This window comes from uncultured Parabacteroides sp. (assembly GCF_947855115.1).
Lineage (GTDB): Bacteria > Bacteroidota > Bacteroidia > Bacteroidales > Tannerellaceae > Parabacteroides.
In genome coordinates, this window is the sequence record NZ_CANTZW010000003.1 from 92,134 (window position 1) to 108,386 (window position 16,253).

Annotated in this window: 14 protein-coding genes; 7 read left to right on the forward strand and 7 right to left on the reverse strand. The window is 45.7% G+C overall.

Annotation, left to right across the window (positions count from 1 at the left end; translation table 11 throughout):
• Window positions 1-38 precede the first annotated feature (38 nt).
• The 3 genes from Q0110_RS03675 to Q0110_RS03685 all read right to left on the reverse strand — a co-directional run bounded on the left by Q0110_RS03675 (window position 39) and on the right by Q0110_RS03685 (window position 4,276).
• Entirely contained in the window at window positions 39-1,193 is a 1,155-nt protein-coding gene (locus tag Q0110_RS03675; protein WP_297902720.1) for a glycosyltransferase family protein, read from the reverse strand.
• Window positions 1,190-1,960 (reverse strand): UDP-2,3-diacylglucosamine diphosphatase, encoded by a 771-nt coding sequence (locus tag Q0110_RS03680; RefSeq protein WP_297902723.1) that lies wholly within the window; start codon window positions 1,958-1,960, stop codon window positions 1,190-1,192. The genes Q0110_RS03675 and Q0110_RS03680 overlap by 4 nt, the downstream gene beginning before the upstream one ends.
• Window positions 1,961-2,119: 159 nt before the next feature.
• Entirely contained in the window at window positions 2,120-4,276 is a 2,157-nt protein-coding gene (locus tag Q0110_RS03685) for an elongation factor G (protein WP_297902725.1), read from the reverse strand.
• Between the two features lie 324 nt (window positions 4,277-4,600).
• Here Q0110_RS03685 and hemW point away from each other — a divergent pair, with 324 nt between their 5' ends.
• The 3 genes from hemW to Q0110_RS03700 all read left to right on the forward strand — a co-directional run bounded on the left by hemW (window position 4,601) and on the right by Q0110_RS03700 (window position 6,605).
• The gene (gene hemW / locus Q0110_RS03690) at window positions 4,601-5,728 is read left to right on the forward strand and encodes a radical SAM family heme chaperone HemW (protein ID WP_297902728.1); all 1,128 of its coding nucleotides are present in this window, start codon (window positions 4,601-4,603) and stop codon (window positions 5,726-5,728) included.
• Between the two features lie 117 nt (window positions 5,729-5,845).
• Complete coding sequence (locus tag Q0110_RS03695; RefSeq protein ID WP_297902731.1) at window positions 5,846-6,445, forward strand: zeta toxin family protein; 600 nt, start codon at window positions 5,846-5,848, stop codon at window positions 6,443-6,445.
• Window positions 6,438-6,605: a hypothetical protein gene (locus tag Q0110_RS03700; protein WP_168354445.1), complete on the forward strand. Its 168-nt coding sequence runs from the start codon at window positions 6,438-6,440 to the stop codon at window positions 6,603-6,605. The genes Q0110_RS03695 and Q0110_RS03700 overlap by 8 nt, the downstream gene beginning before the upstream one ends.
• 120 nt (window positions 6,606-6,725) lie before the next feature.
• Here Q0110_RS03700 and Q0110_RS03705 read toward each other — a convergent pair whose 3' ends face one another.
• From Q0110_RS03705 to Q0110_RS03715, 3 genes are read right to left on the reverse strand one after another with little or no spacing between them, the layout of a single operon-like run.
• Window positions 6,726-8,885, reverse strand: coding sequence for a S46 family peptidase (locus Q0110_RS03705; RefSeq protein ID WP_297902736.1), 2,160 nt, complete (start codon window positions 8,883-8,885; stop codon window positions 6,726-6,728).
• On the reverse strand, window positions 8,882-9,355 hold the full coding sequence (locus tag Q0110_RS03710; RefSeq protein WP_297902738.1) for a CYTH domain-containing protein: 474 nt from the start codon (window positions 9,353-9,355) through the stop codon (window positions 8,882-8,884). Before Q0110_RS03710 ends, Q0110_RS03705 begins: the two co-directional genes overlap by 4 nt.
• Before the next feature lie 26 nt (window positions 9,356-9,381).
• Window positions 9,382-10,440 (reverse strand): DUF2027 domain-containing protein, encoded by a 1,059-nt coding sequence (locus Q0110_RS03715; protein WP_297902741.1) that lies wholly within the window; start codon window positions 10,438-10,440, stop codon window positions 9,382-9,384.
• A gap of 124 nt (window positions 10,441-10,564) precedes the next feature.
• Between Q0110_RS03715 and Q0110_RS03720 the strand changes: the two genes are divergently transcribed.
• From Q0110_RS03720 to Q0110_RS03730, 3 genes are read left to right on the forward strand one after another with little or no spacing between them, the layout of a single operon-like run.
• Window positions 10,565-11,779, forward strand: coding sequence for an S-adenosylmethionine:tRNA ribosyltransferase-isomerase (locus Q0110_RS03720; RefSeq protein WP_297902744.1), 1,215 nt, complete (start codon window positions 10,565-10,567; stop codon window positions 11,777-11,779).
• Between the two features lie 60 nt (window positions 11,780-11,839).
• Window positions 11,840-13,816, forward strand: coding sequence for an OmpA family protein (locus tag Q0110_RS03725; protein ID WP_297902747.1), 1,977 nt, complete (start codon window positions 11,840-11,842; stop codon window positions 13,814-13,816).
• Window positions 13,817-13,824: 8 nt separating this feature from the next.
• Window positions 13,825-14,337, forward strand: coding sequence for a histidine phosphatase family protein (locus Q0110_RS03730; RefSeq protein ID WP_297902748.1), 513 nt, complete (start codon window positions 13,825-13,827; stop codon window positions 14,335-14,337).
• 47 nt (window positions 14,338-14,384) lie between these two features.
• Here the strand turns inward: Q0110_RS03730 and Q0110_RS03735 are convergent, their stop codons facing one another.
• Window positions 14,385-14,768: a hypothetical protein gene (locus Q0110_RS03735; protein WP_297902751.1), complete on the reverse strand. Its 384-nt coding sequence runs from the start codon at window positions 14,766-14,768 to the stop codon at window positions 14,385-14,387.
• A 466-nt stretch (window positions 14,769-15,234) separates the two neighbouring features.
• Between Q0110_RS03735 and Q0110_RS03740 the strand changes: the two genes are divergently transcribed.
• Complete coding sequence (locus tag Q0110_RS03740; RefSeq protein WP_297902754.1) at window positions 15,235-16,221, forward strand: SDR family NAD(P)-dependent oxidoreductase; 987 nt, start codon at window positions 15,235-15,237, stop codon at window positions 16,219-16,221.
• Window positions 16,222-16,253 lie beyond the last annotated feature (32 nt).

The window sequence follows — 16,253 nt, forward strand, 5'->3', positions numbered from 1 at the left end:
GCACACCCGTTTCATCAGCATGGCACTGGTATAAGTTCCTAGATGGGCAGGAATCTCCCCAGACGTGCCACCCAGTTTGTCGTAATCCTCTCTAGGTTTGTTGCCGGATGTTCCTCACGTAGCAAATCCTCGCGGAACTCACGAAGAATAAGCCAATCCGCTTGTCTTACCCAATGCCGGAACACCGGATTCTCCGTATGTTTTTTCGAGATAGATACCAATGCGTCCAGATCAAAACAATCAGCGACAACGCCCGCGCCAGACAAAGAGGCATCGTAAGCGTTACAAGCTTGCTCAATATGAGTAGGAACCATCAACACGGGTTTATTCAGATACATCGCCTCACAGACCGATTCGAACCCGGCGGTCGTAGCATAAGCCTTCGCCCCCGACATATAATGTAGAAACAACGTATCATCCAGTTGATGGAAAGAAAGGCGGTCGTCTATTTTCACCTCATCTAATTGATCTTTCTTATCCCAAAAGAAATGCATCGGTACTTCAGGATGGCGGGAATGCCAAGAACGGATCTCCTCACTAAACCCGCTATTTAACAGATAACCATGCAAATAACCACCGTCCGAAGGAACTGCATCCAAGACCTCTTGCCTTAATAAAGGAGGAACCACGACTATTCCTTCTGACGGTACCTCACGCATCTTCCGGAAAGACAAGGCCAATTTCTTGACGGAGCCTATCGCCGTCAATCTCGTAAAAAAGCGTAACGATGCCAATGATAACGCATTTTGCCTCGGGAAAACAAAGTCCGGATGTAAGAATAGGTATTGATGGGCGATACACACCATCGTCGCTTTCGGACGAAAAAGCAAATAAGTCAATCCCGTCAGCAATTCGTAGAAATTCACGACGACATCCGCATCCGTCTGCCGGATCATCCGATCGATATAACGGATACTTCCCATATATTTGCGCAGACGCAATACATTATATAATACGCTACGCATCAAATTCACTTGTTTATTCTTAGCCGTCGGTAAAAAGTTCGGGCTCTCAAACGGATATACCGGCGATTGAATCCTATCCAAGAAAAAATCCGGTAAACGGCGGGCCGGGCTTTTTCCCACCAACACACCTACGACTTCATGCCCTTCGGTCAGCAATTTCTGGCGTAAGGATAACGCCTGGGTCAAATGCCCACGCCCTTCACCTTGTATGATAAACAGGAATCTCATACGGCATCTACATATAGTTGTACATTATTATATGTAACAATATCCCACTCTCCTTGCTCATCTTCCACGAGGGCAGTCATGCTTTCCACCCAATCGCCGGAGTTCAAGTAATGCACGTTGCCATACCAGATGTTCGCCGCTTGATGGATATGGCCGCAAATAATCCCGTCCAGACGCTTGGCCTCCGCTAGGCGCACCAGCTCTTTCTCAAACTCCGAGATATAAAAGACCGCACTTTTCACCCGGTGCTTTACCTCTTGGGATAAAGAGAAATAAGGTTTCCCTTGCCTCTCCCTACGGCGGTTGTAGACCTTGTTCAACCACAATAAGAAAGTATATCCTACATCCCCCAGCATGGCGAGCCAACGCATATGGGTCGTGACCGTATCGAAAATATCGCCGTGTGTCACGAGATAACGTTTACCTCGTCTCGTATTCAGCAGATAATCCTTTACGACCGAGATATTGGAGAACTTAAAAGGAACCAAGCTATCGAGGAAATCATCATGGTTCCCCACTACATAGATAATCTCCGTACCCCTTTTCTCCATCATTTTCATCAATACCTTAAAGAAATCTGTATGCTTTTGCTTCCAGCGTTTACCGGATTTCTTCAGTTGCCAGCCATCGATAATATCGCCATTCAGAATCAATCGATCGCAATCCACGCTCTTGAGAAAAAGGGTTACTTCCTCCGTCCGGGAATGCTCCGAGCCCAGATGGATGTCCGAGAGGACAATAGTCGGATAATATTTTCTTAATATCATCTTTGCTTTATTTAAGATGATACAAAAGAACGCCTTCGATATTACAAGCTCACGACAACCTGGTGAAAAAGGCATAACAAAAAGGCCAGCTCTTCACAAAGCCGGCCTTTTCTTGTTTAACTTTAAATATTAAAAAATTATGATGACATTTTACTTTACCTATTCTTCCGATTGAGTAGCCTCGTAAGCCTTTAACAACTTCTCTTGTACGTCGGCAGGAACCAACTCATAACTAGCGAACCGCATCGTAAACGAGGCACGTCCTCCCGTAATAGAACTTAATGAAGTTGAATAATTAGACATCTCTTTCAAAGGAACTTTCGCTAATAGCTTCTCAAATCCTTTCTCACTGTTCATTCCCATAATCAAGGCACGGCGTCCTTGTAAGTCGCTCATTACATCACCTAGATAATCAGCGGGAACAGAAACCTCCACATCGTAAACAGGTTCCAATATCTTAGGACCGGCATCTTTGAATGCGGTACTGAAAGCATTACGTCCGGCAAGCATAAACGAAATTTCATTACTATCTACCGGATGCATCTTACCATCGTATACACAGATACGTACGTCACGAGCATACGAACCGGTCAACGGCCCCTGCTCCATGCGTCCCATAATACCTTTCAGGATAGCCGGCAAGAAACGAGCGTCGATAGCGCCACCAACGATACAGTTCACGAACACGACCTTACCTCCCCAATCCAGATCGATTATCTGGGTATCACGGACATTCATCTTATATTCCTGTCCACCGAAACGATAGGTATCCGGAGCTGGCATACCTTCATAATAAGGCTCGATAATCAAGTGAACCTCACCAAATTGGCCTGCGCCACCAGATTGCTTCTTATGGCGATAATCCGCACGGGCCGCTTTCGTGATCGTCTCGCGATACGGAATCTTCGGCTCCAAGTACTCGATCGGCAATTTATCATTATTCTCGATTCTCCATTTCAATGTACGAAGATGGAACTCTCCCTGGCCGGAAACGATTGTCTGCTTCAATTCCTTGGACTGCTCGATTACCCATGTCGGATCTTCCTCGCGCATACGCATCAAGATTTCCATCATCTTCTCCGCGTCTGCCTCATTCACAGGTTTGATAGCACGACGATATTTCGGGTCTGGATATTTAATGAAGTCGAAACGATAATCGCAACCTTTTCCATTCAAGGTATTACCACGACGAACATCCTTCAACTTAACGGTTGCTCCGATATCGCCCGCTACCATTTCCGTAACCGGGATACGGGTTTGTCCGGCCACCGCAAATAACTGCGCGATACGTTCCTTCGAACCACGATCGGCATTCATCAAGTCGTCACCTTCTTTTACTTTTCCTGATATCACTTTAAAATAGGAAACCTGACCGATATGAGGTTCCACGGTTGTCTTAAAGAAGAACAAGCTTGTAGGACCGTTCGAATCCGGAGTCACCTCCACACCTTCCGTAGTAATCAAACGAGGCATCTTGTCGGTACAAGGAACCACATTACCCAAGAACTCCAACGTACGGCGAACGCACATATCACGACCGGCGCATACACAGAATACCGGGAACATGCCGCGAGTAACCAAACCCGCACGGATACCGGCACGCATATCGTCCTCGCTCAAAGCTCCTTCCTCAAAGAATTTCTCCATCAACATATCGTCGTTCTCAGCGGCGGCTTCCACCAAAGCTTGATGTAGCTCCATCGCCTTATCCATTTCCTCAGCGGGGATTTCCAATACGTCAGGAACTCCACCTTCCGGCTTCCAACGATACATCTTCATCTTTAATACATCCACCACGGCATTGAAAGAAGAGCCGCAACTAATCGGATATTGGATAGGTACGATCTTATTACCCCATCGGTCTTTCAATTGGGCGATGGTCCCCTCATAGTCGGCTTTATCATTATCAAGCTGGTTGACAACGAAAATCACCGGTTTATGGAATTGTTCAGTATACCGGAACTGATTGACAGTTCCAACCTCTACACCGTACTGGGCGTTCAATACCATCAGTGCCGTATCCGTGACATTCAATGCGGAAACAGCTCCTCCCACGAAATCATCCGAACCCGGACAATCGATGAAATTCAGTTTCCGATCCTGCCATTCTACACTGAAAACGGTTGAGAACACTGAGTATCCATACTCTTTCTCAACCGGGAAATAGTCGGACACCGTATTCCCTGCCTCAACGGAGCCGCGACGTTTTATAACTCCACCCTCGTAAAGCATAGCTTCAGCGAGAGTGGTTTTCCCAGAGCCAGAACTTCCCAAGATAGAGATGTTCTTGATTTCATTTGTTTGGTATACTTTCATGATATCAGGATTTATTTGAGTTTAACAATACGTTTATTTGGCGTGAATCATTTTCACGAGGGCGCAAATTAGAGATTGTAAAGGAAAAAAGCAATTATCACCCAGTGTTTGAGAACTATGTTGTGCAGCAGTAGGATTAACTCAATGTTTTTATGTACCTTTGTATCATAAATATATGGCTGATATGACTACAATTGAATTCAAGGCCCGAAAGATGGATTTGCTAGAAACATTAATGCCTCTGCACGAAAAGAAATTATCAAAAGCAGAAAAATACATACATAAGTTCATGCAATATCCTCAAAGACTACGAATATTATAAATATGGCAGGCTTATACATCCACGTCCCTTTTTGCGCCAAGCGGTGTTTATACTGTGACTTTTTTTCCAATACGGAGATGAAGTACAAAGAGCCATATATAAACGCACTTATAAAAGAGATGGAATTGCGTAAGGGATATATAGGAAATGAAACGTTAGAAACCATTTACTTCGGGGGAGGTACACCCTCCCAATTAGACGAGAAAGATTTCGGGAAGATATTCGAGGCCATTTATCATCATTTCGATGTAGCCGAGCAAGCGGAGATCACTTTAGAGGCGAATCCGGATGACATAAAACCAGAATATGTATCGCTTCTCCGGTATTTTCCTTTTAACCGGGTCAGCATGGGGGTACAAAGTTTCCATTCGAAAGATTTACGTTTCCTGAACCGCCGTCATGATCGGGAGCAAGCGATTAAAGCTGTAGAGCTATGTAAAGAACATGGGATTACAAATATCAGTATCGATTTGATCTACGGACTCCCAAACCAAACGCCGCAAGCATGGGAAGACAATTTGCGACAAGCGATCCAACTGGATGTTCCCCATCTTTCCGCTTACCACCTCATTTACGAGGAAGGTACCGCTCTTTACAAATTGATGGAAGCGGGAAAAGTGAAACCCGTAGATGAAGAGTTAAGCGTCTCGTTCTTCTCCACATTAATAGATCGGCTGACGGAAGCGGGTTATTCGCATTACGAGATATCGAATTTCGCCCGACCCGGATTCTTCTCCAAGCATAACAGTTCCTATTGGACAGGAAAGAAATATCTGGGGCTCGGTCCTTCCGCCCATTCTTATAACGGAATAGACCGGGAGTGGAATCCATCTTCTCTACCTATATATATAGAAGGTATAGAAAACGGGCATCCGGTAATAGAATCTGAGAATTTAGACCTATATACCCGATATAACGACTTCATCATCACCGGTCTTCGGACGATGTGGGGAATCTCTTTCGCTGATATCCAGACAAAATTCGGAAGGAAGCTCCTTTCTTATTGTCAAAAGCAAGCACAGCCCTATATCAACCAAGGGTTCTTATTACAAACCGATGACAAATTGATTTTATCTAAGGCAGGAATCTTCGTTTCCGATGGAATAATGAGTGATCTACTCTGGGTATAAAAATTAACAAAACCTCCTCTTTCCCCAACAAACCTGTTAGTTAAAAGTACATTTCCTGCACATTTTCACGATTTTTGAGAAATAAAACGACGCATATTAAAAAACTATTACATATATTTGCAACATCAAAAACAGCAGACAGTGCCATATTTATATATAATATCAGGTTGCAACGGAGCAGGAAAAACAACAGCTTCCTTCACGATTTTACCAGAAATGTTAAAGTGCAAGGAGTTTGTTAACTCAGACGAGATAGCCAAGGGACTTTCTCCTTTTAATGCAGACAGTATAGCCGTCGCCGTTGAAGCTAGCCGTATTATGTATAAACGAATAAAGGAACTCATCGGTGCCGGTGAGACTTTTGCGATGGAAACTACGCTGGCCACCCGTTCAGTCGCAAACCTGATACGGGAAGCACAAAGGGAAGGTTATTATGTTACATTGCTTTATTTCTGGTTGAATACACCGGATTTAGCCGTGGAACGAGTGAAAATGAGGGTAGCCGCCGGAGGTCACAATATCCCGGAAGCAACGATAAGGCGCCGGTATGAGGCCGGTATCCATAATTTGTTTGAGCTATACCTGCCCATTAGTGACTATTGGATGATAACAGATAATTCGATGTCTCCCATGGAAGTGATCGCCAAGGGATTCAAGAATGATAAAAAAGAAGTTTATAATCAAGATATTTTTACAAAACTTGAACATCATGAATGAGCAAGAGGTTAGAGAATTCGAAGAGAATATAGTAAAAGGTGCGAATATAGCTTTTCAGCGTTTGGTGAATCAGAAGAAGAAGGAAGACGGTGAGTTAGTATTCTCTCGTAACGGCCATATCTTCAGAGTCAAAGCCGCTGATCTTGATAAGATTTATTAAGTCATAGATATACATATACAAAAGGAGGAGACGTATCTCTAAGAGATATGCCTCCTCTTTTTGCATTTATAAGAACTCACGATACAGCCTGAATATCAGGCTGATCGTAAGAATTTATTGTTATCTGACCAATTCCATCTCGTCTAATAAATAACCGGCCCCGGCATATTTATCTATCACGAACAGAACATAACGGATATCTACGATAATGCTACGTTGGTAGTCGGGCAGATATTGGATATCACCACCTACACCTTCCCAGTTACGATCAAAATTGATGCCGATCAATTCCCCTTGTCCATTCAAGACCGGACTTCCGGAATTTCCTCCTGTCGTATGAGTCGTAGCACAGAAAGCGACCGGCATTTTACCACTCGACATCTTATAAGGGCCAAAATCCCTTGCTTGATATAATTCTTTCAAACGAGCAGGAACCACAAACTCCCAGTTCGTGGAATCTTCCTTCTCCATCACGCCGTCTAATGTTGTTTGATGGCCGTAATAATCACAATCGCGGGGGCTATAGCCTTTCACTTGTCCATAAGTCAGACGAAGCGTAGAGTTTGCGTCCGGGAAACTGGCCAAATCTCCATACATCGCCAAAAGTCCTTTTACATACGTGCGGTGGGCAATCGCATATCCGGCATCAAAATCAGCCAATGCCTTATTCAAGGCCTTTTTCTCCTCTTTCACGGATTGGGCGAACAAGATCATCGGATCTTCCCTCAAAACCTTGGCAGACGGATGCTTCTTGAACTCACTAAAGTTCTTCTCACTGCCATAGATGGATTTATCAAATAGATAATCCACGAATTTATTCACATCCCCCTTAAATTTACTATCGATTACGGAAAAATAAGCTGGTTGCGCTCCCGGAGCGACCAAGCGCCTGTATTCCTTTAACATGACTTTCGCAATCTTCTTATCAACCTCCGGCGCATAATCCTTATCGGCGAAACGCTGATAAGCTTTCTCCAATAGAGAGACCTGTTTCTGTTGCTCGGCCCGATCCTTTCCTTGCAAAGCCTCGCATATAGACCCGATATCGGTCGGTACTTTCGAGAACTCAATACCGCGGCTCAAAGCCTCATCCAACATCCAGCTTCGGAAGCGCAAATCCTTACGATCATGAACGATCTGCTCCAATGTCAGGAGAGCTTCCGGATAAGAAGGCTCACACATCTTCTTTGACCAAGCGATCAAACGATTCTGCTCGTCAGCTTTCACTTGCTCAAAATCACGCTTGTTGATCGCCCAATTACTACCGATCGCATTCTTATAAGCGTTCGTAGAGCTAGCGTATTTGCTAGCATATTGAATCCGGACTTGCGGATCTTTCAGCATCTCCTCAAGCATCGCCTGTTGACGGATATTACGGATATTGATACGTACCGCATTATCTATATCCCGGCGCTCGGCTACCTCCCACGAAGTATAATACTTATTCGTGCGACCGGGAAACCCCATAATCATGGCATAATCATTCTCCTCCACACCTTTTATGGAAAGCTTCAACCAACGCTTCGGGCGAAGCGGAACATTAGTCTCCGAATAAGGGGCCGGATTTCCGTTCGCATCGGCGTATACACGGAAAAGAGAGAAATCTCCGGTATGGCGAGGCCACATCCAGTTATCCGTATCCGCACCGAATTTACCGATAGACGAAGGAGGGGCACCTACCAAACGGACATCAGAATAGATCTTCTTCGTGAACATATAGTATTTATTGCCTCCATAGAAAGCCTTGATCTCGACTTCCGTTCCCGGATTATCCTGTAAGAATTTCTCACCGACTTTCGCTCTCGCCAGATTGTTCAGGTACTTAGCGGACAAGAAATCCATACTATTCGGATCTGTAATCTTTTTCAGCTCCGACATTACATAATCAGTCACGTCATCGATCTTATCGATAAAAGTAACCGTCAATCCCGGATTCGGAAGTTCCTTATCACGAGACATCGCCCAAAAGCCATCAGTCAGATAATCATGCTCCAAGGTGCTGTGACGCTGGATACTACCATAACCGCAATGATGGTTTGTCAGCACCAAACCGTCCGGCGAGATTATCTCGCCCGTACAACCTCCACCAAAACGGACTACCGCATCTTTCAAGGAAGGAGCCTCGGCACTATACACTTCCTGATCGCTTAATCGCAACCCCAGAGCTTGCATTTCCGCAAACTTCTGTTGTTTCAATAAAGGAAGCAGCCACATACCCTCATCGGCCAAAGCCGGAAACGCCAATATAGCGGCTGCTAGAGATAAAAAGAGTTTTTTCATGTATTTGAACTATTAAAAGGATGTTTTGTTAACATTGAATTATAATAACGGCGGTCGCCACTCACCTCCTCTCCCAGCCAGGCCGGTCTCTCGAAAGATTCATCCTCAGACGATAACTCGATCTCCGCAAGGATCAATCCCTCATTCATTCCGCGGAAGACATCGACTTCCCACGTATGGCGGCCTTTGGGAATCAGATAACGCACTTTGTCGATCACTCCCGGCTCACAAAGTCCCATCAATCGCTCGGCATCTGCCAAAGGAATCTTTTGCTCAAACTCATAACGGCTCAAACCTTTCTCATCCGAAGCGCCTTTGATAGTCAGGAATCCCTCTTCCCCCCGGATACGGATACGAACCGTACGTCCGGGCTGCGAGCAAATATATCCCTGCACGATATGGGTGGAACTGACAGCCTCCGGCAAGAAATCACCGGAGACCAAGAATTTCCGTTCAATCTCAATCGCCATATGTCCTAAACTCCAATATATGGTTACTACTTAATCGTTACCATAGTCGCTCCAAAACCATATTCGCGGAAAGAAGCGTCTTGGTAATAATATTGTTTATAGCGGGTTTTCAATTCTTTCTCAATCGCTTTGCGAAGCACGCCGTCGCCTTTCCCGTGGATAAAGACAATCTTCTGTCCTTTCTTGGAAGCATATTGCGCCAATACCTCATGAAATTTATCCAATTGATAAGTCAACATATCCGCGTTACTCAATCCATTCGTGTTATCCAACAACTCGGTTATATGCAAATCCACCTCCAAGATAGCGCTATTCATCGGCTTCTTCTTCACGATCTGCCGGGGAACCCTACGCTCCTCGCAAACCTTTCGTAACATAGCTTCCTGCAACTCCGCAGCCGATACCAACAATTCCTTCTCGGGCAGATCATTGCGGATAATCGGATAAACCAAAGCATCTTCCTCGAAGAAATCATTCTCCATAAAACAATGAAGCTTATAAAATTTAACCGTATCCAAACGCAACTCCACAGACACGGCATTTTTCAACGAATAAGGCTTATCTTTCTTGAAAGCGATCAGTTGCACGCAAATCCTCTCCAAGTCATTCAACTCCGGCTTACCGAACTCTTCCAAGAAGATTTTGGTATTCGGCTCGATAATCCCGTTATAACGGCTCGTCCAGCTATTATTCGTCCGGTTCATATAATTGAAGAACAAATAATAATTGCTATCATTCACGAAATACGTCTCATAACCACATTGCTGAAACGCTTTCGGATCAACCGGAAGATAAGCCAGATATACGTTCAAACGCTCTCCTTCCGGTGTCTCCTCAACCTTTTCCTCTTTCGGCTCAGGTTTCCTCGGAGAAGGAGTCTCTACCGGAACCTGTACTTTCGGGCGGTTCGAACTATACACCTGCATATCGTTGCCGCCGATCACGACACATTCCTTGATCAAGGCCGGAACCTCGAATCCATCCTCATCCTCGACCAACACTTGATCCTTTCCTTGGAATCCACATACGACTCCACCTCCCACACTATTCAGGAAGCGAACTTTATCACCTATTTGAATACTCATATTCTATACCTTATTACATTATGCGCACAAAATTAGGGAATAATCCGCGAATCCGAAACCTATTTACTACTTTTGCACCCGGAATCCGTACGAACGGATATTTTTTAACAGGACAGAAGAAGTAATGAAGACGCAAGAAATACGTATTGATGATTATAACTATTCGTTACCGGACGAACGAATCGCAAAATTCCCATTGCCTAGGAGAGATGAATCCAAGCTCTTACTTTACCGTAACGGAGAAATAAGCGAAAGTATCTTTAAACATATCACGGATTATCTCCCCCAGAACACCTTGATGGTATTCAACAACACCCGGGTCATACAAGCCCGCCTGCTTTTCCAGAAAGAGACCGGCGCACGTATCGAGATCTTCTGCCTAGAGCCTATCGAGCCGCATGATTACGCCTTGATCTTCCAAGAGCCCCGCCGTTGTAGTTGGACCTGCTTGGTTGGCAACCTCAAGAAATGGAAAGAGGGAACTTTATCCAAAACGATCTTTATCGAGGATCAGCCGGTCGTGCTGACAGCGAACAAAAAAGAATCTCACGGCGACACACACTTGATCGAATTCACCTGGGACAACGAAGCCTATACATTCGCCGACATCTTGGATGCCGCCGGAGTCTTGCCAATCCCTCCTTATTTGCACAGGGAAACAGAGAAGAGCGATCTCCAGACTTATCAAACAGTCTATTCCAAGATAAAAGGCTCTGTCGCCGCACCGACCGCCGGACTTCATTTCACGCCGGAGGTACTCGCCGACATAGACGCTCGAGGCATCCAACGGGAAGAAGTCACCTTACATGTCGGAGCGGGAACCTTCAAACCCGTAAAAAGCGACACGATCGAAGGGCACGAGATGCACACGGAATTTATCTCCGTCCGTCGCAGTTCCATCGAACGCATTAAAAGCAACCTTGGAAATATCATCGCCGTAGGAACAACTTCCGTACGAACCTTGGAAAGTCTTTATTACATGGGCGTGATCCTCGAAAGCAATCCGGAAGCGACTTCCGAGGATCTTGTCGTAAAACAATGGATGCCCTACGACACTAATAACAACCGGCTGACAGTGGAACGATCCCTTCAAAATATCCTCGATTATCTGGATAAACACCATACGGATACCTTGGTGACAGCTACGCAAATCATCATCGCTCCGGGCTATGAGTTCAAGATCGTGAAAGGAATCGTCACCAACTTCCATCAGCCCAAAAGCACCTTACTTTTACTGATCTCCGCTTTCGTAAAAGGAAACTGGAAATCTATCTATGAGTATGCCTTAGATCACGATTTCAGGTTCTTGAGTTATGGAGATAGCTCATTGTTATTGTAACAGACATACAATAAGATCCCATACAATTCGTTATATTTGCATGAATATATTCCAGACTGAATGAAAGCGCATTTTTCCATATATGTTTTATTTTTGCTCATCGTATCTTCCTTATATTCCTGCAAATCGGCGAAATTGAGCGATGCCGAGGAAAAACAACGTATCGGGGAGTACTATGAGGCCGCAGCCATTTATCGCAAAGTTTACACGAAAACATCCCCGAAAAAAAGAGATTTACGCGGTTACATCGCCTACCGTATGGCCGAATGTAACCGGTTGATCAACAATACAGGGAAAGCGACTAGCGCTTATATGAACGCCATCCGTTACGATTATCCGGACAGTATCGTCTACCTGCGCCTGGCCCAGATGCAGCATAAGGCCGGACGCTATGCCGAAGCGATCAAGAACTACGATATTTACATGGAGAACGACCCCAGCAGCTTGTTAGCCATCAACGGCATACAGGGATGCGAGCTTGCCCCCGGATGGAAAAAGAACCCTACCCGCTATGAGGTAAGGCGTATGGACAAATTCAATTCCCGCCGAGGAGAATTCAGTCCGATGCTAGCCGGGGATAAATACGACCAACTATACTTCGCCTCATCCCGCTCGAAAGACAAGGACGCAAAAGTCAGCGCTATCACCGGGCAAAACAACAACAACCTCTTCTTGGTTAAGCAAGACGAGAAAGGGGCTTGGCTAGCCCCTGTAGAATTGGAAGATGAAGTGAATACGGAATACGACGAAGGAACCCCCTCCTTCTCACCCGATGGGAATACGATGTACTATACTTACTGCGCCCAAGATCCGGAAGGCCCTCGGACGGCCGAGATTTACATATCTACCCGAAGTAGCGCCAAATGGGGGAAAGGGACCCGTGCGATGATCGTGAAAGACTCGGTTACCGCCCTTGGACATCCATCCATCTCGCCGGATGGCAAATACCTGTATTTTGTATCCGATGCCGTAGGCGGTTTCGGCGGTAAAGATATTTTCCGTGCCCGGGTAGCGGGAAACGATTTCGGCCCGATGGAGAATCTCGGCGAGGAAATCAACACCCCGGGAGACGAGATGTTCCCGTATGCCCGGGATTCTGTCACTCTCTATTTCGCCTCCAACGGACATCCGGGAATGGGTGGCCTCGATCTGTTCAAGGCCACGCAAGACAGCACGGGGAAGTGGAACGTCGAGAACCTAGGTGCCCCTATCAACTCTATGGGAGACGATTTCGGCATCACTTTCGCCGGAAAAGAGGAACGGGGCTTCTTCTGTTCCAATCGTAACGACGCTAGGGGTTACGACCATATCTACTCTTTCGAGTTGCCCACGATCACCATCTTCATAGAAGGAATCGTAAACGATGTCGATGAATATCCGATCGAAGACGCTACCGTACGTATTGTCGGAAAAGACGGGCTGAACGTGAAAGTCCCCGTCAAGAAAGACGGAACCTACCGTGTAGAGCTGGAACGAGACATCCGTTATGTCATGATGGCCAGTGCCCGAGGCTACCTCAACCAGAATTACGAGCTACATACCGGGCCAGAGGAGAAAAACGAGACATATATCGTAGACTTCTTCCTCTCTCCGATCAGTAAACCGGTTGTCATTGAGAATATTTTCTACGATTTCGATAAGGCTACCCTACGTCCGGAATCCAAGAAAGCGCTGGATGAGATGATCAAGATGCTAAACGACAACCCGAATGTAACGATCGAGCTTGGTGCCCACACAGACCGGAAAGGTACAGACCAATATAACGAGCGGCTGGCTCAACGTCGTGCGCAATCGGTCGTAGACTATTTGATCGCAGGAGGTATTGAAGCAGATCGCCTGGAAGCGAAAGGATACGGAGAAAGTGTTCCTAAGACCATCAACAAGAGGATGGCCAAACAATTCGATTTCTTAAAAGAAGGGGATGTGCTTACCGAGGAATTCATCCTTGCCTTACCACCGGAACAACAAGAAATAGCCGACCAGATCAACCGGAGAACGGAATTCAAGGTATTACGTACAAATTACAACTTATTCTAAGAATCGCGATGATTACCTTATATTTAACCCGCCACGGACAGACGGAGCAAAATCTTGCCCATATCTTTCAGGGGCAGATGCAGGGTACGCTTACAGAGGAAGGCAAACGACAAGCCGCCGAACTAGGAGAACAATTAGCCGGTGTTCATTTTGATACCTTGATCAGCAGCGACCTGGATCGTGCCCGGAAGACAGTGGAAATCGGGTTCGGCAACCGGAATATCCCCCATATAACGACCCCTTTGCTACGGGAAATCGATTGGGGAAGTTGGACCGGGCAACCCATTCCCGCCACTCGCTTACATCCTCCACTCGATGCGGAAACGGACGAGATGCTGTATATGCGCACCGGAAAGTTTTTGGATTACTTAAAAGCAAATTTCGACGGACAAACCGTATTAGCCGTGGGGCATGGTATGATCAACCGACGGATAGTAGCCTGTCTGGAAAACCTAGATAAAGATCAGGTGAAGAAAGTTCCTGTTTTCAGTAATTGCGAGTACAGGATATTCCGGATATAAGAATAAGAATAAGAATCTATATCCCGATCATAACAAGACCGCTATTCTCACTCTTCCTCGCCTTCCCGTGAAGGAGCGAAGAGTGTAATGTCTTTAAAGGAAACGGGCCAATCAATCGCGTTCATCAGCACATCGAAGGCTAAGCGCCGCTGATAAGAGATTGAAAGCTCTCTTGAATACAAATCGTAAGCGATCAATCCGATCATCATCTTGACCTTATGGTGCAACTGCCTTGATAATACCAAGCAGGCAAGCACACTTAGGCCTTCTGCCTCCTCCCAATCCCGCTCTGTCAGGCACATCTCCCTTTGAAGCGCCGGATAATGGCGAGCTTGGACGATCAGATCAGGGTCACGAACTTCACACGCTCCTTCCACAACATCCAACAATATACGGCAGACAGCCAAGCGTCGTTCTTTAATCAAATCCATATACATTTCCCTCAAACCGGACCGTTCGCCTTGTTCGGTATTTCTTTATGCCACAAAAAAAGCGTGGGAACTGTTAATCTACTATTCGAAACTGAGGTATCGCCAAACACCCATCGGACAAATAATAAACAACAGCCCACGCCTTATTACGTATACTATTAAGCAGTATATATAACAAGCGTGAGCGTTTAGTTGCCTATTACCTCTGTCCGACTTGAAACTTGGCGATTTTCAGTTCCAAAGATAATATCTTAAACGCTTATCGTAATCACACTTTGATCCATAACCCCTTGAGTCTTTCCCAAAGAGCTTGGTTTATCGACACAAATATAATGCTTTTTCCCATACTTCATAAGGATTTATTTGTCTCTTTTAAAATCTATTGGAAGGGATATGAATAAATATTTTCCTCAACCTTTTACCTCCGGAAAATGTTCGCTGAGATAATAACCATAAAAACAAAAGTATGATGAAGAAATTATTTTTACTATTTATCATGGCATTAAGCGGTACGGCTCTCTCGGCACAACAGGTTGGAGAGACGGAACAAAATTCCCTAAAGCATAACGTAAACCGGCTGTCCGCGGATTATTTCATACCCGGCAGGTTCGAGGGAAAGACCATATTGATAACCGGAGGGGCCAGAGGTATCGGGAAATGGACCGCTGTACGAGCTGCTAAAGAAGGGGCGAATGTTGTCATCATGGATTGGCTCGACAAAGAGGGCCGACACGTTGCGGATTCCTTGAATACGATCGGGCTAAAAGCGTTGTTCGTATACGGCAACATCCAAAAAGATGAAGATTGCCGGAAAGCGGTGGAAGAGACTGTCAAGGCTTACGGTAGGCTAGATTACGCATGCTTGAACGCAGGTGTCATGGACGGGGTCTTCTCCGGAACACCTTTTAAATATGACGAGAGCCAACGTAAATTAATGCCAAACGTCATCACCCAAGCGACAGACGAGTATTGGGATAACGTATTCGCCACCAACGCAGCAGGTACGTTTAAATCCATGCGTGCCGTACTCAATCAAATGATAGAACAGCGAAACGGAGGGGCAATCGTGGTTGTCGGCTCTATCGCAGGCATGACCGGCTTGTCCGGTAATCCCGCCTATGTAGCCAGTAAACATGCCGTGAACGGATTGGTACGCAACGCCGCCATCGATTACGCTCCTTATGGGATCCGTATCAACTCGGTAAATATGGCCGAGACGAGAACTCCCATGGTGGAACGGGCCGAGGAATTTGTCGCTGCGCAACAAAAAGCGGGTATAGGCTTTGGCATGGGAAAGATCAAAACGATGAGTTTATTAAAGTATTGCGATTCGGAGCATCGAGGCTCGTTCCCTTGGGAACAGGCATCCACCATGCTATATCTGATCTCTGACGAAGCATCGGCTATCACGGGTTCTATCATCGCCACCGATGGAGGATGGACTGATTTTTAAATCCTGATCGTACGTATCCACAAAACACCGAG